At 71.5% G+C, this 24,447-nt stretch carries 23 protein-coding genes and 1 pseudogene; 13 read left to right on the forward strand and 11 right to left on the reverse strand.

Annotated features, from left to right (window positions below):
- Nucleotides 1-115: 115 nt before the first annotated feature.
- Nucleotides 116-307 (forward strand): hypothetical protein, encoded by a 192-nt coding sequence (locus AW273_RS23590; RefSeq protein ID WP_062351935.1) that lies wholly within the window; start codon nucleotides 116-118, stop codon nucleotides 305-307.
- A gap of 145 nt (nucleotides 308-452) precedes the next feature.
- A complete protein-coding gene (locus AW273_RS23595) occupies nucleotides 453-1,055 on the forward strand; it encodes a superoxide dismutase family protein (RefSeq protein ID WP_083949979.1) in 603 nt (200 codons plus the stop codon).
- Between the two features lie 190 nt (nucleotides 1,056-1,245).
- Here AW273_RS23595 and AW273_RS39175 read toward each other — a convergent pair whose 3' ends face one another.
- Entirely contained in the window at nucleotides 1,246-1,977 is a 732-nt protein-coding gene (locus tag AW273_RS39175) for a collagen-like domain-containing protein (protein ID WP_198168310.1), read from the reverse strand.
- A gap of 298 nt (nucleotides 1,978-2,275) precedes the next feature.
- On the opposite strand from AW273_RS39175, the gene AW273_RS23605 reads away from it, so the two are divergent.
- Both AW273_RS23605 and AW273_RS23610 read left to right on the forward strand, forming a co-directional pair.
- Complete coding sequence (locus AW273_RS23605; RefSeq protein WP_062351945.1) at nucleotides 2,276-2,914, forward strand: helix-turn-helix transcriptional regulator; 639 nt, start codon at nucleotides 2,276-2,278, stop codon at nucleotides 2,912-2,914.
- Complete coding sequence (locus AW273_RS23610; RefSeq protein ID WP_062351949.1) at nucleotides 2,911-4,086, forward strand: aminotransferase class I/II-fold pyridoxal phosphate-dependent enzyme; 1,176 nt, start codon at nucleotides 2,911-2,913, stop codon at nucleotides 4,084-4,086. The genes AW273_RS23605 and AW273_RS23610 overlap by 4 nt, the downstream gene beginning before the upstream one ends.
- Here AW273_RS23610 and AW273_RS23615 read toward each other — a convergent pair.
- Complete coding sequence (locus AW273_RS23615; protein ID WP_062351952.1) at nucleotides 4,028-4,894, reverse strand: NAD(P)H-binding protein; 867 nt, start codon at nucleotides 4,892-4,894, stop codon at nucleotides 4,028-4,030. The two genes, AW273_RS23610 and AW273_RS23615, sit on opposite strands and share 59 nt — an antisense overlap.
- Before the next feature lie 109 nt (nucleotides 4,895-5,003).
- Between AW273_RS23615 and AW273_RS23620 the strand changes: the two genes are divergently transcribed.
- Complete coding sequence (locus AW273_RS23620; RefSeq protein ID WP_062351956.1) at nucleotides 5,004-5,960, forward strand: AraC family transcriptional regulator; 957 nt, start codon at nucleotides 5,004-5,006, stop codon at nucleotides 5,958-5,960.
- Here AW273_RS23620 and AW273_RS23625 read toward each other — a convergent pair.
- Nucleotides 5,887-6,963 (reverse strand): cation diffusion facilitator family transporter, encoded by a 1,077-nt coding sequence (locus AW273_RS23625; RefSeq protein ID WP_062351959.1) that lies wholly within the window; start codon nucleotides 6,961-6,963, stop codon nucleotides 5,887-5,889. The two genes, AW273_RS23620 and AW273_RS23625, sit on opposite strands and share 74 nt — an antisense overlap.
- 20 nt (nucleotides 6,964-6,983) lie before the next feature.
- Here AW273_RS23625 and AW273_RS23630 point away from each other — a divergent pair, with 20 nt between their 5' ends.
- Nucleotides 6,984-7,343: an ArsR/SmtB family transcription factor gene (locus tag AW273_RS23630; RefSeq protein WP_062351962.1), complete on the forward strand. Its 360-nt coding sequence runs from the start codon at nucleotides 6,984-6,986 to the stop codon at nucleotides 7,341-7,343.
- A 40-nt stretch (nucleotides 7,344-7,383) separates the two neighbouring features.
- Here the strand turns inward: AW273_RS23630 and AW273_RS23635 are convergent, their stop codons facing one another.
- Nucleotides 7,384-7,923 carry a CGNR zinc finger domain-containing protein gene (locus AW273_RS23635; RefSeq protein ID WP_062351965.1) on the reverse strand — a complete coding sequence of 180 codons (540 nt, stop codon included), beginning with the start codon at nucleotides 7,921-7,923 and terminating at the stop codon, nucleotides 7,384-7,386.
- Nucleotides 7,924-7,969: 46 nt separating this feature from the next.
- Here AW273_RS23635 and AW273_RS23640 point away from each other — a divergent pair, with 46 nt between their 5' ends.
- From AW273_RS23640 to AW273_RS23650, 3 genes are all read left to right on the forward strand, one after another.
- Nucleotides 7,970-9,655 (forward strand): aminotransferase class I/II-fold pyridoxal phosphate-dependent enzyme, encoded by a 1,686-nt coding sequence (locus AW273_RS23640; protein ID WP_083949981.1) that lies wholly within the window; start codon nucleotides 7,970-7,972, stop codon nucleotides 9,653-9,655.
- A gap of 144 nt (nucleotides 9,656-9,799) precedes the next feature.
- A complete protein-coding gene (locus tag AW273_RS23645) occupies nucleotides 9,800-10,921 on the forward strand; it encodes a HupE/UreJ family protein (RefSeq protein WP_062351968.1) in 1,122 nt (373 codons plus the stop codon).
- 11 nt (nucleotides 10,922-10,932) lie between these two features.
- Entirely contained in the window at nucleotides 10,933-15,615 is a 4,683-nt protein-coding gene (locus AW273_RS23650; protein WP_157556080.1) for an outer membrane protein assembly factor BamB family protein, read from the forward strand.
- Nucleotides 15,616-15,698: 83 nt separating this feature from the next.
- Here AW273_RS23650 and AW273_RS23655 read toward each other — a convergent pair whose 3' ends face one another.
- A complete protein-coding gene (locus tag AW273_RS23655; RefSeq protein ID WP_062351974.1) occupies nucleotides 15,699-16,343 on the reverse strand; it encodes a hypothetical protein in 645 nt (214 codons plus the stop codon).
- Between the two features lie 64 nt (nucleotides 16,344-16,407).
- On the reverse strand, nucleotides 16,408-17,091 hold the full coding sequence (locus tag AW273_RS23660; RefSeq protein ID WP_083949982.1) for a MerR family transcriptional regulator: 684 nt from the start codon (nucleotides 17,089-17,091) through the stop codon (nucleotides 16,408-16,410).
- A gap of 40 nt (nucleotides 17,092-17,131) precedes the next feature.
- Between AW273_RS23660 and AW273_RS23665 the strand changes: the two genes are divergently transcribed.
- The 3 genes from AW273_RS23665 to AW273_RS23675 all read left to right on the forward strand — a co-directional run bounded on the left by AW273_RS23665 (nucleotide 17,132) and on the right by AW273_RS23675 (nucleotide 18,916).
- Nucleotides 17,132-17,725 carry a hypothetical protein gene (locus AW273_RS23665; RefSeq protein WP_062351980.1) on the forward strand — a complete coding sequence of 198 codons (594 nt, stop codon included), beginning with the start codon at nucleotides 17,132-17,134 and terminating at the stop codon, nucleotides 17,723-17,725.
- A 443-nt stretch (nucleotides 17,726-18,168) separates the two neighbouring features.
- Nucleotides 18,169-18,573: a glycoside hydrolase family 97 N-terminal domain-containing protein gene (locus tag AW273_RS38050; protein ID WP_062351983.1), complete on the forward strand. Its 405-nt coding sequence runs from the start codon at nucleotides 18,169-18,171 to the stop codon at nucleotides 18,571-18,573.
- A gap of 43 nt (nucleotides 18,574-18,616) precedes the next feature.
- The gene (locus tag AW273_RS23675) at nucleotides 18,617-18,916 is read left to right on the forward strand and encodes a Tn3 family transposase (protein WP_198168311.1); all 300 of its coding nucleotides are present in this window, start codon (nucleotides 18,617-18,619) and stop codon (nucleotides 18,914-18,916) included.
- 261 nt (nucleotides 18,917-19,177) lie between these two features.
- Here AW273_RS23675 and AW273_RS23680 read toward each other — a convergent pair whose 3' ends face one another.
- Nucleotides 19,178-20,065, reverse strand: coding sequence for a hypothetical protein (locus tag AW273_RS23680; RefSeq protein ID WP_062351988.1), 888 nt, complete (start codon nucleotides 20,063-20,065; stop codon nucleotides 19,178-19,180).
- Between the two features lie 162 nt (nucleotides 20,066-20,227).
- A complete protein-coding gene (locus tag AW273_RS39180; RefSeq protein WP_198168312.1) occupies nucleotides 20,228-20,485 on the reverse strand; it encodes an acyl carrier protein in 258 nt (85 codons plus the stop codon).
- Between AW273_RS39180 and AW273_RS23685 the strand changes: the two are divergent.
- Nucleotides 20,450-20,763 (forward strand): annotated as a pseudogene (locus AW273_RS23685) (ATP-binding protein). The gene AW273_RS39180 and the pseudogene AW273_RS23685 overlap by 36 nt on opposite strands.
- Nucleotides 20,764-21,006: 243 nt before the next feature.
- Here AW273_RS23685 and AW273_RS23690 read toward each other — a convergent pair.
- From AW273_RS23690 to AW273_RS23700, 3 genes are all read right to left on the reverse strand, one after another.
- Entirely contained in the window at nucleotides 21,007-22,590 is a 1,584-nt protein-coding gene (locus AW273_RS23690; protein ID WP_062351991.1) for an FAD-dependent monooxygenase, read from the reverse strand.
- Between the two features lie 188 nt (nucleotides 22,591-22,778).
- On the reverse strand, nucleotides 22,779-23,408 hold the full coding sequence (locus AW273_RS23695) for an acyl-CoA-like ligand-binding transcription factor (RefSeq protein WP_062351994.1): 630 nt from the start codon (nucleotides 23,406-23,408) through the stop codon (nucleotides 22,779-22,781).
- 9 nt (nucleotides 23,409-23,417) lie between these two features.
- Nucleotides 23,418-24,443: a hypothetical protein gene (locus AW273_RS23700; protein WP_062351996.1), complete on the reverse strand. Its 1,026-nt coding sequence runs from the start codon at nucleotides 24,441-24,443 to the stop codon at nucleotides 23,418-23,420.
- Nucleotides 24,444-24,447 lie beyond the last annotated feature (4 nt).

Consider the following 24,447-nt stretch of genomic DNA (forward strand, 5'->3'; position numbering starts at 1 on the left):
GCACGTGCGGACCGCCGCCTTCACTCTTGTCAGACCTCGGATTATCGGCTTATCTCTTAGGAAACTTTCTTTTTATTTAAGGAGAGGAAGCCTCGTGAAAAGACGTGCTCTTCGGATGGGGATCATCGCCCTCGGCCTGACCGCCGTCACCCTCATCGCCACACCCGCCCACGCCGGCGTCGTCGGCTACTACTCCAGCAGCACCGCGTGCGAGGCCGCCGGGCAGCGCGGCCTCGGCAGCGTCTGGCCCTGGTACTCCTGCTACCCGTCGGGCAGCGTCTGGGCCCTCTGGGCACCCGGCTTCTGACGCCCGGAACCCGGGGCCGCCTCTCCGGGGGAGAGGCGGCCCCGGGTCGTCGAGGCCGGAACCTTTGCCTTCGGCACCGGGAAAGCGGACATAACGGTGGGAATCTCTGTCCTCGTCCGGAGAAACCCACATCGGGAGACCGCTGATGCTGAGTAAGGCCCGTTTGCCGCTGGTTGTCCCGCTGGGTGTGGGAGTCGTCATGGTCGGCTTCACCGCGCTGGCGGCGCTGAAGCCGGGCGGGGGCGGCGTACCGGCCGGCGCCGTGATCAAGAACACCCAGGGCCAGACGGTCGGCTCGCTCCAGATCGAGGACGCCGGCGACGGCAAGACCAAGGTCACGGTCGCGGTGACGAGCCTGCCGGCGGGATACCACGGCTTCCACGTCCACGCCAAGGGCGTCTGCGACCCCCGGTCGAAGGACCCCGCCACGGGCAGCCCGTTCTTCAGCGCGGGCGGCCACTTCGACCTCGGCTCCCACTCGCACGACCACCACACCGGAGACCTGCCCAACCTGCTCGTCGGCGCGGACGGCACCGGCACCGCCTCGGCGGTGACCGACCGCTTCCAGGTGGCGCAGCTCTTCGACGGCGACGGCAGCTCCGTCATGATCCACGCCCTGGCCGACAACCACGCCAACATCCCCGACCGCTACCGGAACGAGACGGGCCGGCAGGGCCCCGACGCCGAGACCCTCAAGGCCGGCGACTCGGGCGGGCGCATCGCCTGCGGCGTGATCACCCGAAGCTGACCCGGCCGCGCCACGCGACGACGCCGGCACGTCCTGCTGCCACGCGCTCCAGAACAAGTTGTGCGTCCGCGGGCCGGGCGAGGAGCCGCAGGAGGTCTGCCCGGTCAAGGCCGACGCGGCCCTGACCAAGGAGGACCGCTGCCATTGGAAAAGCCCTTCCGGTCACCCGGAAGGGCTTTCGCGCGACAGGTCAGACGCAGATGGCGTAGACCTTGAGCTTGACGGTCCTGTTGTTCTCGATCGCGACACGAACCGCCCAGCTGTTGCTGTTGCCGTTGACGGTCGGCTTGCTCATGGCCACGTACTTGACGTAGTCGGTGCCGGAGGTGATGTCGTAGCCGCCGCCGACGACCTTCTTGCCCGGGTCGCAGTTGGTCAGGACGTAGTCCGAGCTGCTGTTGACCGAAGTCTCAATGCCGGTCTTGATGACCGGCGTGACGCCGCCGCCGGCGGGGCCGGTCTCGCCCTTCGGGCCCTGCGGGCCGGTCGCGCCCGTCTCGCCCTTGGGGCCCTGGGGGCCCGCGGGGCCGGCCTTGCCGTCCTTCCCGTCCTGGCCGTTGGCGCCCTTCGGCCCGGCGGGGCCGGTCTCGCCCTTCGGGCCCTGCGGTCCGGCGGGGCCGGTCTCACCCTTGGGACCCTGCGGGCCGGCGGGGCCGGTCTCGCCCTTCGGGCCCTGCGGGCCGGCGGGGCCGGTCTGACCCTTGGGTCCCTGCGGGCCGGTCTGGCCCTTCGGGCCCTGCGGGCCGGTCGCGCCGGTCATGCCCTGGAGGCCCATCGGGCCCTGCGCGCCCTGGCCACCCCAGGTGACCTTCGTCTCGGTCGCGCGGCACTTGGTGGTCGCGGTCACGATGCGCGCGTACCGGGTCTTCTTGTTGACACAGGCGTGGATGACGGTGTCAGCAGCCGAAGAAGCGGTCGCCATGCTTCCGACGGCGAAAATCGAACCCGCGAGCGCGCCGACGGTCAAAATCCCGACAGTGCGGCCGCCCGGCAACCTGATAGCCACTGATTTTCCTTCCGATGAAAACAGCGTGTCCTCTGTTTCTGAAGAGGACCCTGTGGTTGACGGCCCACCGGCACGCGCGGTTCACCGGTCGAATATCACAGCTCGATATCAACGTTTCTGTAGGTGTTCACTTACTCGAAAGTCCCACCAATTGTCAGCCGCCCGATAAACAATTGACTGGACGTCCCGTCCAAACTGGACATAGAGTCCGGCCATGGACGACGATCCCCGGGTGCGAACATGGGCGCCGGCGTGCCGGGCCGTGGCGGCGCTGCTCGGCCCCTACGCCGAGGTGGTCCTGCACGATCCCGGCACCGACCGGATCATGGCCGTCTGGAACCCGATGAGCACGCGCGGCCCGGGAGACCCGTCGCTGCTCGGGGAGCTCGACGCCCTCGACCCCTCGGCCCCCGACGTGTTCGGGCCCTACGAGAAACTGCTCGCCGACGGCCGCCGCCTGTCGTCGGTCAGCGCGATCCTGCGCGACGCCGACGGCAGACCGTCGGCCGTGTTGTGCGTCAACCTCGACCGGACGCCGCTGGAGCAGGCCGCGGCCGTGTTGTCGGCCTTCGGCGCCCCGACGGCCTCCCGGCCCGAGCCGCTGTTCGAGCACGACTGGAACGAGCGTGTCCAGCACGTCGTCGGCTCCTACGTGCGCGAGTGCGGCCGGCCGGTGGAGCGGCTGACCCGCGCCGACCGCCTCGCCGTGCTGGGCCGGCTGGAGGAGGCCGGGGTGTTCGCCGTGCGCCGTGCCACCCCGGTCGTCGCCCGCGCGCTGGCGGTCTCCCGATCCACCGTCTACGGCCTGCTGGCCGAGCTCAGAGCACCGAACACGAAGGACCACGCACGATGACCCGGCTGCCCGACTTCCGCCTCGAAACGTACTTCTCCCGGTGGGAGTTCACCGCCCGTCACCACCTGACGGCCTCCGACGCCCAGAGCATGTCGCTCGGCGAACTGCTGTCCCTGGCCGACGACGACGACCGGGCCGCGTTCGAGAACCTGTCCCTCGGCTACACCACCACCTACGGCGACCCGGCGCTGCGCGAGGCGATCGCGGCGACCTACGACCGGGTCGACGCCGCCGGCGTCCTCTGCTTCGCGGGCGCCGAGGAGGCCCTCTACCTGGCGATGAACGTCCTGCTCGACGCCGGTGACCACGCGGTCGTGGTGACGCCGAACTACCAGGCGGCCGAGACCGTGCCGCTGGCGTTGTGCGAGGTCACCGGCGTCGCCCTCGACCCCGACGACGACTGGGCCCTGGACCTCGGCCGGATCAGGGCGGCGATCAGGCCGAACACCCGGGTCGTGTCGGTGAACTTCCCCAACAACCCCACCGGCAAGGTCATCGCTGCCGCCGACTTCGCCGAACTGGCCCGGATCTGCGACGAGCACGACGTCCACCTGTTCAGCGACGAGGTCTACCGAGGCCTCGAACGCGACCCCGCCCGCACCCTGCCGCAGGCCGCCGACCTGTCCGAGCGGGCCCTGTCGCTCAACGTGACCTCGAAGTCGCTGGGCCTGCCGGGCCTGCGGATCGGCTGGCTCGCCTGCCGTGACCGCGCCCTGCTCGACCGGCTGGAGCGGGCCAAGCACTACACCACCATCTGCAACTCCGCCCCGAGCGAGGTGCTGGCCCGGATCGCGCTCAAGGCGCGGACCGGGATCCTGGCCCGCAACCGCGCCCTGATCGCCCGCAACCTGCCGGTCTTCGACACGTTCTTCGCCGAGTTCCCCGACCTGTTCGAGTGGCGCGCGCCCGACGGCGGCTGCGTCGCCTATCCCCGCTATCTCGGCCCCGACGGGGTCGAGGAGTTCTGCGCCCGCCTCGTGGACGAGGCCGGCGTCCTGCTGCTGCCCGCGAGCATCTACCGGTCGGAGCTCACCCCTGCCCCCGCCGACCGGTTCCGCGTCGGGGTCGGCCGCGCCGACCCCGAAGAGGGCCTGGCGGCCTTCCGTGCCTGGCTCAGGCGAGGGACGCGACCAGCCGGTGCAGGGTCTCGCCGAGCTCGGTCCGGCAGATGACGGTCCGGTCGCCCCGGGTCCGGTAGAGGCCGAGCCGCTCGGCGTCGTACAACTCGGCGAGCTCGGCCGCGATCCGTGGCGGCAGACCGGCGTCCACCAGCGCGCCGGTCCACCCGGCGTGGGGGATGGTGACGACCTGGAGCGGGCGGCCGAGCGCGGCCGACAACTCCCCGGCGACCTGGCGCTCGGTGTAGCGGGGGCCGTCGAGGTCGACGACCTCGCTGGTCGCGGCGGGGGAGAGCAGGGCCTCGGCGGCCACCACGCCGATGTCGCGGGTCGCGATCATGGTCGTCGGCACGTCGGCCGAGTCGGCGAACACGGGGTAGACGCCCTGGCCGAGCACCGCGCCGAGCAGCAGTTCGGCCTTCTCCTGGAAGTGCCACGAGCGGAGGGCAGTCACCCGCGCGCCGGTCGCCCGCAGCCCGTTCTCCAGGTGGTGCAGCCAGCGGATCGGGCCGGTGCCCTCGGCCAGCTCGGCCCCGATCGACGACAGCAGCACCACGTGCGGGACCCCGCTGTCACGGACCGCCGCGGCGATGGTGTCGGCCAGCGTGCGGTGGGCGGCGTCGGGGTCGTCCCGTGCCACGTCGGTCGGCAGCAGGACGAACGCGCCCGCGCAGCCGCGCAGCGCCTCCGCCAGCGCCGCCCGGTCGCCCAGGTCGGCCACGGCCACCCGCGCCCCGGCGGCGGACCATTCGCCGCCCTTGGCCGCGTCGCGGACCACCGCCCGCACCTGCTCTCCTCTGCCCAGCAGCTCGCGCGCCGCCGCGCCGCCGACGTGGCCGGTCACCCCGGTGATCGCATACATCCCGTTACCTCCGTCTTGGGTTCGTGTACGACCAAGTACATCCGGCAACGGTGAGACGATCCATGTTCGTCACACTCGATTCCATGTCTGTGCGTCTACGCTGAGGGGTGTGGACCCCCTTGCCGACCTTCTCGACGGCGTACGCGCCCGCAGCGCGGCCTTCTGCCGGGCGATCCTGCAGCCGCCGTGGGCGCTGCGCATCGCCGACGAGGCCCGGCTCGCCCTGGCCACCACGTTGCGCGGCCACGCCTGGATCGTGCCCGACCACGGGGAACCGGTGTTGCTGCGCACCGGCGACGTGGCCATCGTCAAAGGCCCCGACCACTACACGGTCGGCGACGACCCGGCCACCCCGCCCGACCTCGTCGTCCACCCCGGCAACCGGCTGACCACCCTCGACGGCGCCGACGTCACCGACCGGCTCCGCCTGGGGCCGCGTACGAGCGGGCGCTCCGCCGAGGGGTCGGCGGTCGTGGCCAGCGGCACCTACCAGGTCAGCGGCGAGGTCAGCGACCGGCTGCTGAACGCGCTGCCGGACATCGTGGTGGTGCCCAGGTCGAGCATGCCCTCACCGGTCATGGAACTGCTGGCCCACGAGGTCGACAACGAGGGGCCGGGCCAGGGCGTCGTCCTCGACCGGCTCCTGGACCTGGCGCTGATCGCGACGCTGCGCGCCTGGTTCGCCCGCCCCGAGGCGCACGCCCCCGGCTGGTACGCCGCCCAGAGCGACCCGCTGATCGGCCCGGCGCTGCGGCTGATCCACGACGACCCCGCCCACCCGTGGACGGTGGCGTCCATGGCCGAGAAGGTGGGCGCCTCGCGGGCCGCCTTCGCCCGCCGGTTCGCCGCCCTGGTGGGCGAGCCGCCGCTGACCTATCTGACCGGCTGGCGCATCGCCCTCGCCGCCGACCTGCTGCGGTCGTCCGACACGACGATCGACTCGGTGGCCCGCCACGTCGGCTACGCCAACGCCTTCGCGCTGAGCGTCGCGTTCAAGCGGGTCCGGGGCGTGTCGCCGAGCGGCCACCGGGCCGGTGTGCGATCAGCGGCCGGTGCGCGTGGGTGAGTTCGGGACCGTCCGGATCGGTGTGGACGGTCGCCGCGCCCAGCCGGGGAAGCCCGTGGATCAGCCGGTGCTCGACGTCGACCGCGACCTGGTGGGCTTCGACCACCGACATCGCCGGGTCGACCAGGACGTCGACCTCGGCGCGTAGCGCGTGGCCGAGCCAGCGCAGCCGGATCGACCCCGCCCGCGCCACCCCCGGCGTCGCGGTGATGATCTCCTCGGCCAGGGTCACCAGCGCGGGGTCGACCGCGTCCATGAGCCGGTGGTAGATCTCGCGGCCGGCGTCGCGCAGCACGAACAGGATGGCCGCCGTGATGAGCAGGCCGATGACCGGGTCGGCGATCGGGAAGCCCAGCGCCACGCCGCCGGCCCCGAAGAGCACGGCCAGCGAGGTGAACCCGTCGGCGCGCGCGTGCAGCCCGTCGGCCACCAGCGCGGCCGAGCCGATCCGCCGCCCGACCCGGATGCGGTAACGCGCCACCCACTCGTTGCCCACGAAGCCGATCAGGGCCGCACCCGCGACCCAGCCGAGGGCCCCGACCTCCTGCGGGTCGAGCAGCCGCCGCACGGACTCGTACCCGGCGAACAGCGCCGACGCGGCGATGAGCAGCACGATGACGATCCCGGCCAGGTCTTCGGCGCGGCCGTAGCCGTAGGTGAAACGGCGGGTGGCGGCCCGGCGGCCGACCGAGAACGCGATGGCCAGGGGGACGGCGGTCAGGGCGTCGGCGAAGTTGTGCAGCGTGTCGCCGAGCAGCGCGACCGACCCGGAGAAGGCGACGACGACCGCCTGCGCCAGCGCGGTGAACATGAGGATCGCGAACGACAGGCCCAGCACCCGGAGCCCGAGCCTGCTGGATTCGAACGCGGCGTCGGTCTTGTCCGCCGAGTCGTGGTTGTGGGGAGTGACCAGATGGCGGGCGTCGGCCAGGAGCCGCCGGAGCCGTCCCCGGTGGGCGTGCCCGTGCCCGTGCCCGTGCCCGTGTTCGATGTCTGAGCCCATGTCTGCCAGGATATGTATTCATGTACGCACGCGACAACGAAGCAGGTGCGACACCGCCGCAGGAGCCACCTACGGGCGCGCAGGTGGAGACGGCCGTGGAGGCCTTCCGCATGCTCGGCGACGCCACCCGCCTCCGGCTGATGTGGCTGCTCTCGTCCGGCGAATACGACGTGAGCTCCCTGACCGAGGCGATCGGCGCCCCCCGCCCCTCGGTCTCCCAGCACCTGGCGAAACTGCGGCTGGCGGGCCTGGTCACCACCCGCAGGGACGGCCGCCGGGTGCTCTACCGCGCCCGCGACGCCCACGTGCGCAGGCTCATCGGCGAGGCGCTGTTCCACGCGGACCACGAGGTCTCCGGGATACCGCGCCACGACGACTGAGCCCCGCCGTCCGGTCGGTCTGAGGCCGGCCGGAGCCGGGTCACCTCTCGCTGTGTCGCCGGCGGTACGCCCTGACCTTGGCGCGGTTGCCGCATTCGGACATGCCGCACCACTGCCGGTTCTCGCCCCGCGAGGTGTCGACGTACAGGCGAGTGCACTCGGTGTTGGCGCAGCGCTTGACGCGGGCGGGGGTGGCGAGCAGGTCGAGCAGGTCGGCGGCGAGGGTGGCCAGCAGTTCGTCGACGGTGCCCGACCGCCGGGTGGTCCCGTCGGGCAGCAGGGTCGGGACGAGCGCCGGGCGTCGGGCGTGGTCGTTGAGCAGGTCCACGTCGCCCTGCTCCGGTCGCCGGTCGTCGAGACGGGCCGACGTGGTGCGGTAGACGGCCTCCCGCAGGCCGATCGCGGCGGTGAGGTCGGCTTCGCCGACCGCGGGCGCGGTGTCGAGCAGCCCGGCGGCCTCCACCCATGCGGACAGGTCGGCGGGGGAGAGCAACTGCTCCTCCGGAGCGTCGCTGCGCCGCCACTTCCGCGTGCCGGCGAAGTCGAGGGAGCGGCGGCCGCTCACGAAGACGAACCCCATGTAACCATCTTGACAGGTTACGGAGCCTTCATGCAATCGTGTAACCATGCAAGACGGTTACACGCAGGTCCGCGACTCGGCCGGTGAAGTGGCGATCACCAGCGACGACTTCCTCTTCTTCGCCGAACGTGCCGTCGGCGGCATGAGCACGATCCTCGGCGAGCTCGGCGACGAGCTGGCCAACACCCGGCCCGCCGTCCCCGGAGCCAACACCCCCTACGCGCTGCTCACGCACTGCCTCGGCGTGATGGAGTACTGGGGCGGCCACCTCGTGGCCGGCCGCGCCGTGCGGCGGGACCGGCAGGCCGAGTTCCACGCGACCGGCCCGGTCGCCCCCCTTCGGGCCAGGGCCGCCCGCGCGCTGGAGACGCTCCGCGACGACGTCCGGTCATCCAAGCCGTGGGCGCCCCTGCACGCCGAACCCGATCCCGGCGTGCTCGGCCCCCGGCGCGAACTCACCCGTGACTCCGCCCTCCAGCACCTCTATGAGGAACTGGCCCAGCACCACGGCCAGATGGAGATCATGCGCGACTGCCTGCTCGCGGCGCGGCGCCCGGCCGACCCGGTCGACGCGCCGATCGAGTGGTTGCGGGCCAAACAGGGCGTCAAGTGGCACCGCCCCGGCCCGTCGCTGCTGCCCGCCTGGGTGGCCGACATGGACTTCCCCCTCGCGCCGGTGATCGCCGAGGCGATCGGGGCCGCGCTCGACCGGGGCGACCTCGGCTACCCCGACTGGGACGGCCACCCGCTGGCCGAGGCGTTCGCCGAACGGATGCGGCGGCGGCACGGCTGGCAGCCGGACCCGGGTCTCGTCAGGGGCATCACCGATCTCATCCAGGGCCTCCAGCTCACCCTGACCCTCCTCACCGAACCCGGTGACGGCGTGGTCGCGTTCACGCCCAACTACCCGCCGTTCCTGCGCACCCTGGAGACGATGGGCCGCCCGCTCGTCGCGGCGCCGCTGGAGCCCGGTCCCGGCGGCCGCTGGACCTGGGATCACGACCTGCTGGAGCAGCGGGTACGCGCCCAGAAGGCCAGGATCCTGCTGCTGGTCAACCCCCACAACCCCACCGGCAAGGTCTTCACCGCCGACGAACTGCGGCGCGTCGCCGACCTGGCCGAACGCCACGGCCTGATCGTGATCAGCGACGAGATCCACGCCGACCTCGTCCACACCCCGCACCGCCACCAGCCCTTCGCCGCCCTCGACGCGGGCACGGCCGCCCGCACCGTCACCGTGACGTCGGCGTCCAAGGCGTTCAACATCGCCGGACTGCGCACCGCGATCGCCCACGTCGGCCCGGCCGTCCTGCGCACCGCCTGGGACGCCCAGCCGCCCGACCTGTACGGCGCCACCAACGTGCTCGGCGTGGAGGCCACCCGCGCCGCCTGGGCCCACGGCGACGAGTGGCTGGCCGCCGTCACCGCCCACCTGACCCGGCAGCGCGACCACCTGGCCGGGCGGATCGCCGCCATGCCGGGCCTGGACCTGCGCACCCCCGAGGCCGGCTATCTGGCCTGGCTCGACTGCCAGGCCGCCGGGCTCGGCGAGGAGGCCGCCGACTGGTTCCGCCGGAACGCGGGCGTCGAGCTCAGCGCAGGCAGCGAGTTCGGCTCCGGCACGGCGGGCTCCGTCGCCGCGTCGCGCACCCGGCTGAACTTCGCCACCACCCGCGAGGTCCTCGACCTGGTCCTCGACCGGATGGCGGACGCCCTGGCCGACGCCCGGTAGCCGGGCCCGGAGAAACGGATTCCGTTTCCCCATCGGCCGGAAGATGAAGGGTCGGTGAATTGGCGCGGCGCGTGTTGCCGGGCGTGGCGAGACCGCTCCAAGGTTGGGAAACGACCGCCATCCCCCCATGACGGAAGTGCCCCCGTGCGTCTGCTCGCCCTCCTCGCCGCCCTCGTCGTCACGTTCCTCGCCGCGGCTCCGGCGCAGGCGCACGTCCGCGCCACCTCGGTCGCCGTCGACCTGCGCGGGCAGGGCGACGGCGTCACGGCCGTCGTCGACGTCGAGTACGACGTCCTGGGCCGCCTGCTGAGTCTCGACGGGGTCGTGAGCCCGGACGCCGACGGCGGCGTCCAAGAGGTGCCGGCCGGGGTGCGGCGGCGTTCCCTCGACGCGCACGCGAGCGAGGTGGCCGCCTACGTCGGCGCGGCGTTGCGGCTGAGCCGCAGCTCGATCGGGTGCGCCGTGCACGACGGCGGCCGGGTCGAGCTCACCGACTCCGGCGCGGTGCGGGTGGCGCTCGCCTACGAGTGCGCGGCGTCCGGCGCGCTCACCGTACGCAGCGACGTCTTCGCCGCCGCCGACGGCCTCGTCGACGACGTCCGCACGACGGTCGCCTACGACGTCGACGGGCTCCGCGGCGCCACACTGCTCGACGCCGCGCGTACCAGCGTCACGGTCGGGCACACCGATCTTCTCAGCGAGATCCCCCGGTTCGTCCTGCTCGGCGGGGAACACCTGATCTTCGGGCTCGACCACGTGTTGTTCCTGCTCGCGCTGCTACTGGGCGCCAAGCGGCTGCGCGACGTCGCCGAGGTCGCCACGGCGTTCACGGTCGCCCACTCGGTGACGCTGGTGGCGGCCGCGATCGGCTGGGTCAGCGTGCCCGGGTGGATCGTCGAGCCGCTCATCGCGCTCTCGATCGCGTTCGTGGCGCTCGACAACCTGCTCTCGCCCCGGACCGGCCACCGGTTGCCCGTCGTGTTCGGCTTCGGTTTGCTGCACGGGCTCGGGTTCGCGGGCGCGCTGAGCGTCGACGGGCCGGCGTCGCTCCCGATGCTGGTCAACCTCATCTCCTTCAACGTCGGCATCGAGATCGCCCAGCTCGCGATCATCGCGCTCGCCTTCCCGGCGTTGTCGTTCCTGCGCAGGGCCGCGACGGGGCCGGTCGCCGCCCGCGCTCTCATGCTCGGCACCGTCGGGGCGGCTGTCGCCGTCGCGGGTGCCGGTCTCGTCTGGTTCGTCGAGCGTTCCCCGCTCCTCACCTGAAGGATCACGAATTGTCCGCGTTAACCGGGGCACGCGCGCGCATGCGCGTCGTCCTGTACACCGTCACGCTGGGGCTCGCCGTCAGCGTCGTGGCGGGCCCGCTCACCACATATGCCGCCAACGCCATCGACCCGCCCGAGGCCACCGTCAAGGGCGTCGTGTACGTCGACGCCAACGGCGACGGCCACCGCGACGCCGGCGAGGCCGGCCTGGCCCGCGTGCGGGTCTCCGACGGCACGGTCTCCACCACGACCGCCGCCGACGGCTCCTACTCGCTGACGATCTCCACCGACCGCCGCAAGACCGACATCGTGTGGGCCACCCAGCCCCGCGGCCACCGGTTCGGCCTCGACCAGTACAAGGAGCCGAGGTTCTGGGCGAACCTCGGCGAGCTCGCCGACGACGCCACGCCGACCGCGGACTTCGCGCTCGTGCGCGACGAGCTCTCCGACGGCGACACCTTCTCCTGGGCCAACATCGCCGACCCGCACGTCAACGCGCAGCTCCCCGACCAGATCCGCGAGATCAACTCCACCGGCACCGACCTGCGCTTCATCGCGGTCAGCGGCGACCTCACCAACGACGCCAGCCAGGCGCAGTTCGACACCTACCGTCGCGGCACCCAGCAGTCGGCCGTCGGCGTGTGGCCGGCCGTCGGCAACCACGAGTACGCCTCCGGTTCGGCGTACGCGGACCGGATCGACAACTACCGCAGGAACGTCGGCCCGGAGTGGTACTCGTTCAGCTACGGCAACCGGCACTTCGTCGTGCTGGAGAACAACGGTTCGGCCCCGTTCGAGGAGGAGCTGAACTGGCTCAAGGACGACCTGGCCGCCAACGTGCACGACGGCATCGAGGTGGTCGTGCTGACCCACCAGCCGATGAACGTCCCGTTCGGCTCGCCGTCGACCTACGACGCCTTCGGCGACGTGCTGGAGCAGTACAAGGCCCAGCTCATCCTGGTCGGCCACGAGCACTCCAACCACGTCGAGAACAAGTCGGCCTTCGCCTCGACCGCCAAGCACATCCAGACGGTGTCGAGCTCGTACACGATCGACAACGCGCCCCGCGGCTTCCGCTACATCCACATGGCGGGTCCGGGCTTCGAGAACCCCTTCCGCATGTACGGGGAGAACGAGCGCATCACGATCGTCAACCCCGCCCCCGGCTCGAAGGTCCCGGCCGCCGGGATGCCCGACGTGCAGATCAACGCCTACGACACCGGCGACGAGGTCGTCTCGGCGCGCTTCCAGATCGCGGGCGACAAGAACTGGCGTCCGCTCTACCGCAGCGGCGAGTTCACCTGGCGCGGCAACCTGCCCAACAGCCGGCAGACGCCCGGCCCGCACCGCATCGACGTGCAGGTGACCGACGCCACCGGCAAGGTCTGGACCAAGTCGGCCGAGTTCACCCTCACCGGCGAGCCGGAGCTCAAGACCGTCGCCGGTGACGACTGGACCCAGCACCACGGCGACCAGGGCCACACCGGCGTCGCCCCGGCGCAGGAGCCGGGCCGCCGCCTGGCCTGGAGCTTCCGCACCGAGGGCACCTTCCTGACCGGCTCCCCGGTCATCCACGACGGCGTCGTGTACGCCGGCACCCGCGACGAGAACGGCGACGGCAACAGCCGCATCCACGCCATCCGGCTCAGGAACGGCCGGGAGTTGTGGAACGTCGAGGTGCCGCAGTCGATCCACGGCAGCCTCGCCTTCGGCGACGGCCTGATCTTCGCGCCGACCCTCGGCTCGGAGCTCTACGCCGTCGACGCCGAGACCGGCGAGCTGCGCTGGAAGGCCGTGCCCGAGCAGGCCCCGGCCCCGAACAACCAGCGCACCTACGGCTACTACTCGCCGGCCGTCTCCGGCCACACGGTGCTCTGGCCCTACCAGACCCGGTTCGGCATCGGCAGCCAGGGCGTGCTGAAGGCGCTCGACACCCGTACCGGAAAGCAGATCTGGGCCTCCCCGATGTCCGGCGCGACCATGAGCGACGGCACGCCCGCCGTCATGGACGGCACCGTGTTCGTCGGCAACGAGACCGCCGACCGCGTGCTCGCCTACGACCTGGCCACCGGCGCCCGCAAGTGGACCGGCACCGAGGCGCTCGGGAGCTGGCAGGACGGCGTGCCGACCGCGGCCGAGGGCAAGGTGTTCATCGGCGCCAACAACGGCATGGTCGCGCGGGACGCCAAGACCGGCGCGACGCTCTGGACCTACCAGAGCCCGCGCTCCTCGCTCGTGTCCAGCGGCTCGACCCCGAGCGCCGCGGCCGTCAAGGACGGCGTGGTCTACATGGGCTTCCCGAGCGGCGCCGTGGTCGCCCTCGACGCCCAGACCGGCAACGTCTTCTGGGAGCGGGTGCTGCCCGGCGACATCTACCACGGCGGCGTCATGTCCAGCCCGGTCGTGGCCGGCGACACGCTGTTCGTCGGCGCCAACAACGGCCGGTTCTACGCCCTGGCCACCGACACCGGCCAGATCCTGTGGAACCACGAGATCGGCACCTGGGTCGGCGCCGGCCCGGCCGTCAGCGGCAACACCGTCGTCGCGGGCGCCTGGGACGGCAACCTGTACGCCTACGTGCCGGGCGGCGAGTCCGCGCCGCGCTGGGCGACGGTGACCGGCACGGTGACCGACGAGGAGACCGGCGACCCGATCGCCGGCGCGAAGGTCACCGCCGTCGCCGCCGGTCAGGACACCGCCGTGACCAGCACCGACGCCAAGGGCCGCTACACGCTGGGCCTGGCGGCGGCGACCTGGAACGTCACCGCGGCCAAGCGCGGCCTCATCGCCGACGACCGCTCGGCCGTCGGCGTCACCGTCGGCGCGACCGGCGAGGAGAAGGCCGACCTGAAGCTGATCAAGGTCACCCACCCGGTCGCCGGCCGGTCGACGTACCCGCCCGACTACGGCAACGGCAGCACGCGGACCGACTTCGTCGCGGGCAAGGAGTACTACTACCTGGCCAACGACCGGATCCGGGCGTCCGTCACGCCCTACACCGCCGCCAACAACGGCGCCGGCGGCCTGGGCCAGGGGCACCTGTCGGATCTCATGCTCAACGACGCCAACGGCGCCGAGACCCTCGACTGGGGCGAGATGCTGCTGCGCCCGAGCCTCACCCCGCCCGACTCGTGGGACCGCCCGAACGACCTGATCGACCTGCCCGACCTCTCGGTCGACGGCGCGGCCGTGATCGGCGACGGCCAGTACAGGGCGAACCCGGCGATCAAGGCGCGGGTCCGGTACGAGACCCTGCCCGGCGCCCCGATCGTGAAGATGACGGTCAAGCTGACCAACACCGGCACGACGGGCTACCAGGGCTACTTCAACTACATGATCGACCCCGACAGCTCGGTCGACAACGGCCGGATCCCCGGCTTCGCCGGCACCAACCCCGGCCTGAAGACCAGCGGCTGGACCGGGAAGTACGTCTACGTCGGCGCCGACGCCGCCACCACGAACGGCCAGGCGGCGCACGGCCTGGCCTGGGCGCTCGACACCCCGGCCGCCGTCGGCGCGTACGGCTACGTCGAGGGCCTCTACTACGACGCCACGCTCGCCCCCGGCGCGACGAGGCAGTTCAGCTTCTACCACCTGACCGACTACGCGACCAACGGCGGCGACCCTGCCCGCAACATCGCCAAGTGGGCCGGCGAGATCGACCTGCACGACGACACGGTCCCGGACGCCGCCCGCGCGGCCGGCACCGTCACCGAGGACGGCAAGCCCGTCCCCGGCGCGCGGGTCGCCCTGGAGAAGGCCGGCGCGGTGGTCGCCACCACCGGCACCGACGCCCAGGGCAGGTACCTCGTGGACGCCCCGGCCGGTCCGTACGACGTCCGCGTCTCCAAGCTGGGCTACCAGACCGCCACCAGCACGGTCACCGTCCCGGCGGAGGGCAACGGCGTCGCCGACGTCGAGCTGAGCCCGGTCACGGTCGAGGCCGGCTACGGCAAGCAGATCGGCTCCGGCCTGGTCGAGGCGGGCCCCGGCGACGTCGTGATCGAGAACGACAGGCTCTCGGTGGCGATCGCCGACGCCTACAACGACCCGCAGCTCTCCGGCGGCACCCGGGGCAAGCCGGTGGACGTCGCCGTGCGCGGCATGGCCGACCAGTTCGACTGGATCAACCTGCCCTACGTCTCGGCGACCCAGCCGACCGGCGGCAGCGCGTGGGACATCCGGACGGTGGCGGCCACCGACGTCGAGATCGTCCAGGCGACCGGCGACAAGGCCGTGGTCCGGGTGTCCGGCCCGGTCACCGGCTTCCCGGGGCTGACGGCGACGACGACGTACACGTTGAAGCCGGGCGACGACTTCGCCACGGTCGCGACGGAGCTGCGCAACTCCGGCCCGGCCCCGCTCAACGTGTGGACCGGTGACGCGATGGACCACGACGCGGCCGGCCAGGCCAGCGTCATCCCGGGGGCCGGCGTCGTGCCGCCGGGCACGGCGACGGTCTACACCCCGACCAAGCCGTACATCGGCATGACCGGCACCGACCCGCAGGTCTTCGGCCTCGTCTACGGCACCCCGGCGGCGGCCTTCGACGTCTTCGCCGCGGGCAACTGGGTGATGAGCCGGTTCAACGTCGAGGTGCCGGCGGGCGGCTCCCACACCCTCACCCGCAAACTCGTCGTCACGCCGGGCACCGACGCGGTGGGCATCCTCGACGGGGTCTCCGCGCCGTAACACACACCCCTTCGGCCAGCGGAAGGCCGGCCCGGGATCCACCCGGGCCGGCCTTCCGCGTCACCACGACCTCGGCGCGCCGACTACTGGGCGGGTGACTCGTCGCACCTGATCCGGTCCGGGTCCTTGCGGACGGTGACGCCGTCGAGCTTCCTGGCGCGGGCCGGCAGGGTGACGGGCTGGCTGGGATCGGCCGGGAGGGCGGTGCCGTCGGGGACGGCGTACAACTCGACCCTGAAACGCGCGCCCGCGTCGACCGGCGTTTCCGCGCCGAGCTGAATCTGGGCACGCCACGGACCCGGAACGCTGATTTCTCTGGCGAAATACGGAGTTCCATCTGGATTGCGGCTGATGAGCCAGATCGCTTCATCGGCGACATTTTCCGCATTTCCCCGTGATTCCGAACACGTGGCCACGAAGGACCCTTCGGCGGGGTGGTCGATCGCGGTTCCCGGCAGGGTGACGACCGCCCCCGCCGTGCCGGGCTCCGGCGCCGACCGCGTCACCAGGCCGCCCAGCGCCACCACGGCGCACAACACCAGCACGGGTGACCAGAAGCGCCGGGTGACCGGCGGCTCCTCGTGCCCGCGCGCGGCCCCCTTCATCTGCAGGACCAGCGCGACGACACCGGTCGCCGCGGCGATGACGCTCGCCATTTTGTCCGCCAGGTCGAGATCGCCCAGCAGGATGATCGCGACAGCCCCCAGAATGACGGCGAAAAACGGCACTCGCGACAATCCGCTACGACACCTTCTCCCAATCACGGGCGCAATTATGAAGTGTCGCCGTCGGTCAATTCTCGCCGATCGGGATGTCGAGCACCACGGCGTGACCACCCGCCTCGTCGATCAGGCGCTCCTCCAGCGCGGGCCCCGTCACCGTCAGCCCCTGGCGGCCGAGCCAGGCGAACAGGTCGTGGCCCGCCCGCACCACCCCCTCGGGCGTGGGCACCACCGCCCTGACGACCCGGCGGGCCGGCAGGGTGAACGACTCACCGCCTTCGTCGGCCACGGCGGCGGAGAAGGGGCCGTCCAGCCAGGTCAGCAGGGTCGCCGGGCACACGGCGGCCAGTTCCGAGGGGTGGGCCGCCGTCAGCCGCCGCACCTTCAGGCGCCGCGCCGCCACGGTCGTGGTCCGCGGCACGACGGTCAGGGGTTCGGCCAGGTAGTGCTCCGCCTCGGCGGCCGTGGCGGTCAGGGCGGCGAGGTCGGCGCGGAGACGGGTGAGGGTCTCGGCGACGGCCCGCCGGGTCTCGGTCTCGGGGGCGTCGAGCAGGCCGGCGATGTCGCGCAGCGGCAGGCCGAGACGTTGCAGGGCGCGGATGCGTTCGAGGCGGGACAGTTCGGCGACGCCGTACCAGCGGTAGCCGGTGAGGTGGTCGACGGCGGCGGGCCGCAGCAGGCCGGTTCTGTCGTAGTGGCGCAGGGTGCGCTCCGACACCCCGGCCATGTGGGCCAGTCGCCCGATTCGCCACATGCTTGACCTTGTCCGTGCGTCAGGGTTCTACGGTCCCGGCATGACCGACCTGTCCAGGCTCGCCGGAGTCCTGCTGCTGTCCTCGTTCACCGCCATGGTCGCCGGAGTCGCGGTGGCGGCGCCATCGGGGTTGACCCTGAATCCGGGCGATCTCGACGCCACGCTGCGCGCCGTGCACGACCAGACCGGCCTGCACCTCGCCGCTCTGGGCCTCGATGTGCTCGGCTGGCTGGCGCTGACCGCCGCCGGGCTCGCCGTGGCCGGGCTCCCGGGCGGCCTGCTCGCCGCCGCCGGGCTGGCCGGGCTGCTGCACGACGCGGGCAACCTCGCGGTCACCCAGCTCACCGACGATCCCGGCGCGGCGCTGCCCGTCCTGCTCACCGCCAAGTGGGCGGTCAATCTCGCCGGGCTGCTGTGGACGGCGGCGACCGCCGCCGGGGCGGCCCTGCTCCCGCTGCCCCGGTGGTCGCGGCGGGCGGGCGCGCTCGCGGCCGTCTCGGGCCTGGCCGCCGTCGCGCTGCCCTGGACGACCGGGCTCGCGGGCCCGTCGGCGGCGCTGGAGCAGGTCGGCTACGCCCTCCACCTTCCCGTCATGATCTGGTACGTCGTCCTCGGCCTGCGTCTGGCGAAATAGTCGGATTGTCCAGCCCGACGCACAATTCCACTATTCCAGCCACGCTCAGGGCGCCCGTAGTTTCTTCCTCACCCGAGTTCATCTGTCTAGTGAGGCGGCCCGCCTCGACGGACGGCCCGCCATTGACCTGGACTTATGCTCGGCCGTGGCCTGAGGCGAAGCAGCGATGGAGAAAGTGTGAGCGACGAGACGAATGGCGCCCTCGCCCTGATCAAGATCACCGGCGAGGGCGTGCGGCTGACCGTGAGCCGAGGCGCGGCGACGGTCGTCGACGGGGTCGCGCTCGGCTTCTCCATCGGCGGCCTGCGGCTGGGCGTGGCCCCCGAACAGGTGAACGTCACGGAAAGGGTGATCCGCGACCGGTTCACCCTGCGCTCGGGCAAGGCCACCGGCCGCCACGACTACGAGCACGAGGAGACCGTCCACACCTTCCGCGAGGAGGCGTGGTCTGGCAGGCGATCGTGCGCACCGGCCCCCACGGGGCCGCCGTGCGCTATGCGCTGCCCCTCCTCGACGGCACCGCCGAGATCACCGCCGACCACACCACCGTGCCGCTGCCCGCCGGGTCGCGGAACTGGGTGCTGGACTACCAGACCTGGTACGAGACCCCGCGCCACGGCGTCGACACCGCCGACCTGGCGGAGGGCGACTACGGCCTGCCGTTCCTCACCCGCCTCGACCAGGCCGCCCACCTGCTGATCACCGAGTCGGGCATCGACGGCCGGTTCGCCGGGGCGCACCTGCGCTGGGACGGCGCCCTGCGCTTCACCCGCGCCGCCTCCCACCCGGCTTACCAGGCGATGCTGGAGATCGGCCGCGCCCAGCGCACCATCTTCGTAGCCCGCTAACTGCGGCCGCGACCTGCAACGCCAGATCGAGGAAGGGCTGAACGTGGTGGAAGCCTGGAACCGCGCCAACGCGGTGCTCTGCTACGGCAGGGCCGGGGAGATCTCCACCAACCGGCGCGAGGAGGTGGAGCTGACCGCGCTGTGCCTGCGGATCCTGCAGGCCGCCCTGGTGTACGTCAACACCCTCATGCTGCAAGAGGTCCTGGCCGAACCCGGCTGGGCTACTCTTCTCATCCCCGCCGACCGGCGCGGCCTGACCCCGCTGTTCTGGCAGCATGTCCGTCCCTACGGCGAGGTAAGGCTGAACCTGGGAGCACGCCTGAAGATCGGCGGCACCCGATGAACACCCACCGCCGCACCAACCGCCGCGCCGTCCACCGTATCGCCCGCGTCATCGCGGTGGCCGCACTGTCGCTGTCGGTTGCCGTGTCGGGCAACCAGATCCTCAACGGCGGCACCGACTTCCAGCCGCTCGGGCTGATCATCGGCCTGGGGCTTCCGAATCAGCGCCAGGCCTCGATGAGGATGCGGTGGGAGTGGACGAAGGAGCCGTGGCCACCCGCATCCGGGTTTCGAGCAGGCCACCGTGGGTCGAGGCGGCCTGCTACTCACCCATCTCTATGCATCCCCGGGTGCCTTCGGTCAGGACGTGCACCTGATCGGCTGGGGGAGCGACGATGTTCATGGGCGCGCCCCACGCGGCGAAGGTCACCTCGGTCACTGCCGTCGCCGGAGCGTCGTCCTGGAAAACGGGCGGGATCGGCGTGGACAGGGTCATCCGGCGCGGCAGCTGATCCGGTCCGACCGACAGTTTCCACGAGACGGTGATCGTCTTGTCCGCCCTCTCGTACATGTCCAGGTTCATGGCGTCGGAGAACGACGCGGTGCCTCCCAGTTTCCGGATCGGGGCCGTCCCCGCGTACACGGTCGTGGGGACCCCGTCCAGCTCCTCACCCGGGACCGGAGGGGCGGCGAGCGTGACCATATTCTTGATCAGTTCAGCCTGGACGAGTTCCGACAGCGAAAAGGAGCCGAGTGCTGATTTCATCGCGCATTCGTAGTCGCGGTCGTCCCGGTACCACGTCTTTCCTGCCGGCAGTTGCCCGGTGCTCGCCGGCTGCACGTATTCGGTGTCCTCGCCGGTCTTGATGATCCGGCTCCTCTGGTCGGCGAGTTCCTCGCTCACGATGTCACGCATGTCTTCGGGGACGTCGGTCCGATGAAAGGTGGTGGTGAGGTCGGATGCGGTCACGCCCATCCAGTTGCTCTGGCCGTGCTCGCCAAGGCGGACCACTCCCTCGGTCCGGCTCTCGTTGAATCCCCCCGTATCCAGGACCATGACTTCGTCTCCCTGCCGGGAGATGCCGACGGAGCTCTCATCGGACTCGTTGCGCAGCACCTTGCGGACCTGGACGGTCACGCCGCGTTCAAGCTGGAGTGTCATCGCGTCGTCCGGCGTACCCGAGAACGGAATCACCGCCGGCTGTGTCACGGAATGTTCCGCCACGGATGGTGCCGTCACATTCCCGCAACCCGACAGGGAGACGACCGCTCCCACCGCCATCAAGGCGCCGCAGACCCTCATGCCACCCCCGTCCGACCATCAACCGCGCGATCATGACAGACACACCGGATCACCGCAATGGCGACAGCTTCAGTCCCGGGCCAGTCGCGCGTAGACGAGTCTGGCCAGGTGAGCGATTCCGTCGGCGCCGATCACTTCGAGCGCGGGGATCAGGCAGCCGAAGCGCCGCCGGATGGTGGTGGCGACTTCGGTGGCCATCAGTGAGTCGAGACCGAGCTGGCTGAGGGGGCGGGCGGGGTCGAGCCGTTCGCGGCGTGCCGCCAGCTCAAAGCCGCCGACGCGATCGGCCGGTTGGCCGGCAAGCTGCGCACCTACCTGCGCCCGCACGTGCTGGTCGTGGATGAGGTCGGCTATCTGCCCCTGGACCGCGACGAGGCCAACCTCGTCTTCCAGATGATCTCCAAACGCTACGAGACGGGCTCGATCATCCTGACCTCGAACAAGCCTTCAGCGAATGGGGCCAGGTGTTCGGCGACGAGGTCCTGGCCACTGCCATCCTTGACCGGCTCCTGCATCACTGCGAGGTCATCGCCATCAACGGCCCCAGCTACCGGCTCAAGAACCGGCTGACCGCCGTCCAGACCACCATCGCCGCCACCGGCTGACCGCGGATTGGGCTTGATCCGGTTTGGCGGACATCTGAGATCAGGGGTTCGCCCCCGGAAGGATGTCCATCATGGAGAGCATGGGGAAGAAAAAGCGTCCTCGCCGCTCGTTCACGCCGTTGCCAGTCAACCCTCCGATATTCAGTTCGGCAGCGGGTCAGCGGCGAGGTGGTCCTGGAACTCGGTGTGCCGGAATCGGTAGACCAGGCCGAACGCGCGCAACAATCCCAGCCGGTGCGCCGTTCAACCGGATGGGCGGCTGAGCACGGCGGGCCCGAGCCATCGGGTCAGGGCCGCGCGGAGGGCCTCGCGCTCCCGGGCGGCGGGGCGGACGGCGGCCGAGGCCCAGGCGACGTAGCCGTCCGGGCGGAGCAGCAGGGCGGTGGCCGGGGGATTCGGGTCGGGGCAACTCGTGGTGAGGGTGTCGACCCGGTCGTGCCAGGCCGCCGCCTCCTTTGCCGGGGCGGCGTCCTCGGTCAGGTCCAGTAGCAGCGGCCGGGCGGACGCGGTGAGGCGGGCGAGCGGGACCCGGCCGGCCGGGGTGTCCAGCAGCAGGTCGGGGGCCCATCTGCCGACCAGTGGGTGGGGGTGGTCGGCGCCCATCTCGTAGTGGACGTCGGCCCCGGCCATCATGTCGGCGATGTGCTGGACGTTGCGCCGGTCGGTGAGCAGTTCGGTGAACAGTTCGCGGAGCGCGGTGACCTCTGCGCCGGGCTTGATCAGCGCGGTCTGCGCCTGGGTGTGCATGACCACGCGCCGGGCGGCCGGGCGACGCTCGGTCTCGTAGCTGTCCAGCAGGCCGGGCGGGGCCCAGCCGCGGATCTCGGCGGCGAGCTTCCAGCCGAGGTTGATCGCGTCCTGCAGGCCGAGGTTCAGGCCGGGGCCGCCGATCGCGGCGTGGACGTGGGCGGCGTCGCCGACCAGCAGGACCCGGCGCTCGCGGAACCGGTCGGCCAGCCGGGTGTTGCGGCCGGTCAGCCGGCGCAGCAGGTGAGGGCCCGCGCCCTCGGGCGGGCCGAGCGGGAGATCGGCGCCGAGCACGCGCCGGGCGCTCTCCCGCAGTTCCGCCACGGTCAGCGGCCGGTCGCCGTCGTGGCCGGGATCCCATTCGGTGGTGCTGACCAGGGGCGAGCCGGCGGCGAAGGGGGCGAACACGAACAGCCCGCGCTCGGTGCGGTGGTGCATGAACGGCGGGATGATCCCGTAGCCGGGCACGTCCAGGCCGCCGGTGGCCGCGTCGATGATCGCGGGCGGGAGGCTGACGTGCGCCGTGCGGGAGACGCTCTCGTCGGTGGTGACGCCGGGGAAGCCGATGCCCGACAGCTTGCGTGTGAGACTGCGCCCGCCGTCGGCCCCGACCAGGTAGCGGGCGCGCAGCCGGTAGGGTCCGGCGGGTCCGGTGACCTCGGCGGTGACCTCCTCCTCGTCCTGCGACAGCCCGGTGAGTTCGTGTCCCCGGCGGATCTCGACACCGAGTTCGAGGGCACGTTCCTCCAGGACCTGCTCGATGCGGCGCTGCGGCACCGGCAGCCCGCAGAGGGGATTGTCGTCCAGGTCGCCGAGGTCCAGGGGCATCGCGCCGAACACGAACGAGGGCCCCGGCCGGGGCGGACCGGCGCTGCCGCTGAGGCGTTCGTACAGGTCGCGACGGTCGAGCATGCGCACGACCTGGCCGACCAGACCGTTGGCCCGGTTCTCCTCGGTCCGTCCGGGCAGCCGCTCGACGACCAGCGGACGCACTCCGGCCAGGCCGAGCTCGCAGGCCAGCATCAGCCCGTTGGGCCCTGCTCCGGCGATGACGACGTCTTCAGGAGCGGTCGCGGACATGGTGCTCCTCCGTGGGTGGCGAATCGAGGGCATGGCAGATGAATCCGGATGCGCCGGATCTCTCGGTACGTGGATTTCTCGGTGCGGGTCTCGCGGTGTGCGGGTCTCGCGGTGTGCGGACTTCCCGGTATGCGGGTTCCGGCGTGCGGATGGATCCGGAGTGCCGGTTTCCTGGTGCGGCGGTGGGATCAGGGGGCGGGGAGTCCGGCGGCGAGTCGGTGCAGGGCGTCCGTCACGAGAGTCATGATCGAGACGGGGGGATCGGCGCGTAGCCAGTGCTCCACGGCCACGCCGAAGGCCGCGGTCACCGCGCCCGCGACCAGCTTCGGATACATGTCGCGGGTGACGTCGGTGCCGGTGCGTTCGGCGACCGCCGCGGCGAACTCGGCCTCGGCGACGGCACCGGCCTTGATCATCTCGCCTTGGAGCGCCGGTTCGGCGATCATCAGGCGGACGCCGGCGACCCATTGCTGGTCGTGGGTGTTCCGGCCGTCGCCTTCCTGGCCGAGGGCGAACCGGGCCAGCGCCGCGTCGTTGATCGCCTCCCACAGGGGCTTGGACGCCGGCTGGGCGCGCAGCTCGGCCGCGATCGACCGGGCGCGTTCGAGATGGCGGGCGGCGATCGCCTCGCCTTTGCTGGAGAAGTAGTTGTTGAACGTCCGGGGAGAGACGCCGACCTCGGCGGCGATGTCCTCCACCCGGACATTCTCCAGCCCACGCTCGATGGTGAGACGGACGGCGGCCCAGCTCAGCGCGATGCGCGTCTCCTGCTTCTTGCGCTCACGCAGCCCCCCGCGCTCACCGTCCTCGGTACTCATACCACCACACTACCGAATTTTGCGGACTCCGCAATGTTTCCGACCCCGCAAAAATTTCGCTCCCATGTCGGCGATGTGCCGCCCCGCCCTCGCGATCGACGGCCAACTGCCCACCTCCCCATGACCGCATCCTGAGCCGTTCAGCCGTGGGACACCCGCAGCAGAAATGAACTGTGACCGACTCGGATCGCTGCCTGCGTGGACGGAATACGACACAGTCGAATACGTCAGGTGCCAGTCTGCGGGTTCGGTCGGAACGAAACAGGGCCCCAACACCATGACGGCGTCGGGGCCCTGTTGGTCTTCTGGGATGCTTCTCTGATGTTCCCGGGGCCGATACCGGCGGTCCCGGGCGCTGCTGGTCGGTGTGCTTGTCGGGCTGCCTTCGTGCTGGCTGGGGTGGTAGAACTCCCGCATCCCGTGTTCAGGGGTGCCGCGCATGATGATCTGGCGGAAGAACTCGCCGGTCTTGGGGTGGTGGTGGATGTCCATGATCTGGAGTGCGGGTGCCGGGGTGATGCGCTCGGGCCGGCGGCCGGTCGGATCAATCACGGTCGGTCTGTTCTTTCGGGGGTCGGGCCTGGTGTCGAGGTGCTGATGCTGTTGGCGTCCTCGACGCTCCCGGAACGCAGCTCGTGCGCGGGATGGCCGAGGAGCATACGGCGGCGGGTCGCGCAGTCGTTCCACTGCCGCCACGCGTCCTCCCCGGTCGACGTACGCGTGAGGACGATCGCGCGACTCCACGACACATCGGCGCCCGGCCACGCCGAGGGCAAGCCCGAGAACGGCGACGAGCACGATTCCCGCGGTCCCGATGTCACCGATCGTGGTGATGACCGGTGCCAGCGGGAAGGCGAGCACCACTCCGATCACCCCGAGGACCACCACGAGGCCCGGACTGTAGGTGCGGTAGACCGGCTGAGCGAACTCCCGCGCCAACTGCGTCGGCAGCCACCGGCGCTTGAACTCCTGGACGTTCACCAGAGTGACGACCGCCGCGAAGACGGCCACCACGGTCGTCAGCACCACCGCCACGGCC

Source organism: Herbidospora yilanensis (assembly GCF_001570565.1).
Taxonomy (GTDB): Bacteria; Actinomycetota; Actinomycetes; order Streptosporangiales; family Streptosporangiaceae; genus Herbidospora; species Herbidospora yilanensis.

What these genes read in the sequence shown, in the direction of transcription:
- AW273_RS23590 (WP_062351935.1), top strand. Translation starts at nt 116, where the DNA reads ATGGGGATCATCGCCCTCGGCCTGACCGCCGTCACCCTCATCGCCACA.
- AW273_RS23595 (WP_083949979.1), top strand. Translation starts at nt 453, where the DNA reads ATGCTGAGTAAGGCCCGTTTGCCGCTGGTTGTCCCGCTGGGTGTGGGA.
- AW273_RS39175 (WP_198168310.1), bottom strand. Translation starts at nt 1,977, where the DNA reads ATGGCGACCGCTTCTTCGGCTGCTGACACCGTCATCCACGCCTGTGTC.
- AW273_RS23605 (WP_062351945.1), top strand. Translation starts at nt 2,276, where the DNA reads ATGGACGACGATCCCCGGGTGCGAACATGGGCGCCGGCGTGCCGGGCC.
- AW273_RS23610 (WP_062351949.1), top strand. Translation starts at nt 2,911, where the DNA reads ATGACCCGGCTGCCCGACTTCCGCCTCGAAACGTACTTCTCCCGGTGG.
- AW273_RS23615 (WP_062351952.1), bottom strand. Translation starts at nt 4,894, where the DNA reads ATGTATGCGATCACCGGGGTGACCGGCCACGTCGGCGGCGCGGCGGCG.
- AW273_RS23625 (WP_062351959.1), bottom strand. Translation starts at nt 6,963, where the DNA reads ATGGGCTCAGACATCGAACACGGGCACGGGCACGGGCACGGGCACGCC.
- AW273_RS23630 (WP_062351962.1), top strand. Translation starts at nt 6,984, where the DNA reads ATGTACGCACGCGACAACGAAGCAGGTGCGACACCGCCGCAGGAGCCA.
- AW273_RS23635 (WP_062351965.1), bottom strand. Translation starts at nt 7,923, where the DNA reads ATGGGGTTCGTCTTCGTGAGCGGCCGCCGCTCCCTCGACTTCGCCGGC.
- AW273_RS23640 (WP_083949981.1), top strand. Translation starts at nt 7,970, where the DNA reads ATGCAAGACGGTTACACGCAGGTCCGCGACTCGGCCGGTGAAGTGGCG.
- AW273_RS23660 (WP_083949982.1), bottom strand. Translation starts at nt 17,091, where the DNA reads ATGTGGCGAATCGGGCGACTGGCCCACATGGCCGGGGTGTCGGAGCGC.
- AW273_RS23665 (WP_062351980.1), top strand. Translation starts at nt 17,132, where the DNA reads ATGACCGACCTGTCCAGGCTCGCCGGAGTCCTGCTGCTGTCCTCGTTC.
- AW273_RS23690 (WP_062351991.1), bottom strand. Translation starts at nt 22,590, where the DNA reads ATGTCCGCGACCGCTCCTGAAGACGTCGTCATCGCCGGAGCAGGGCCC.
- AW273_RS23695 (WP_062351994.1), bottom strand. Translation starts at nt 23,408, where the DNA reads ATGAGTACCGAGGACGGTGAGCGCGGGGGGCTGCGTGAGCGCAAGAAG.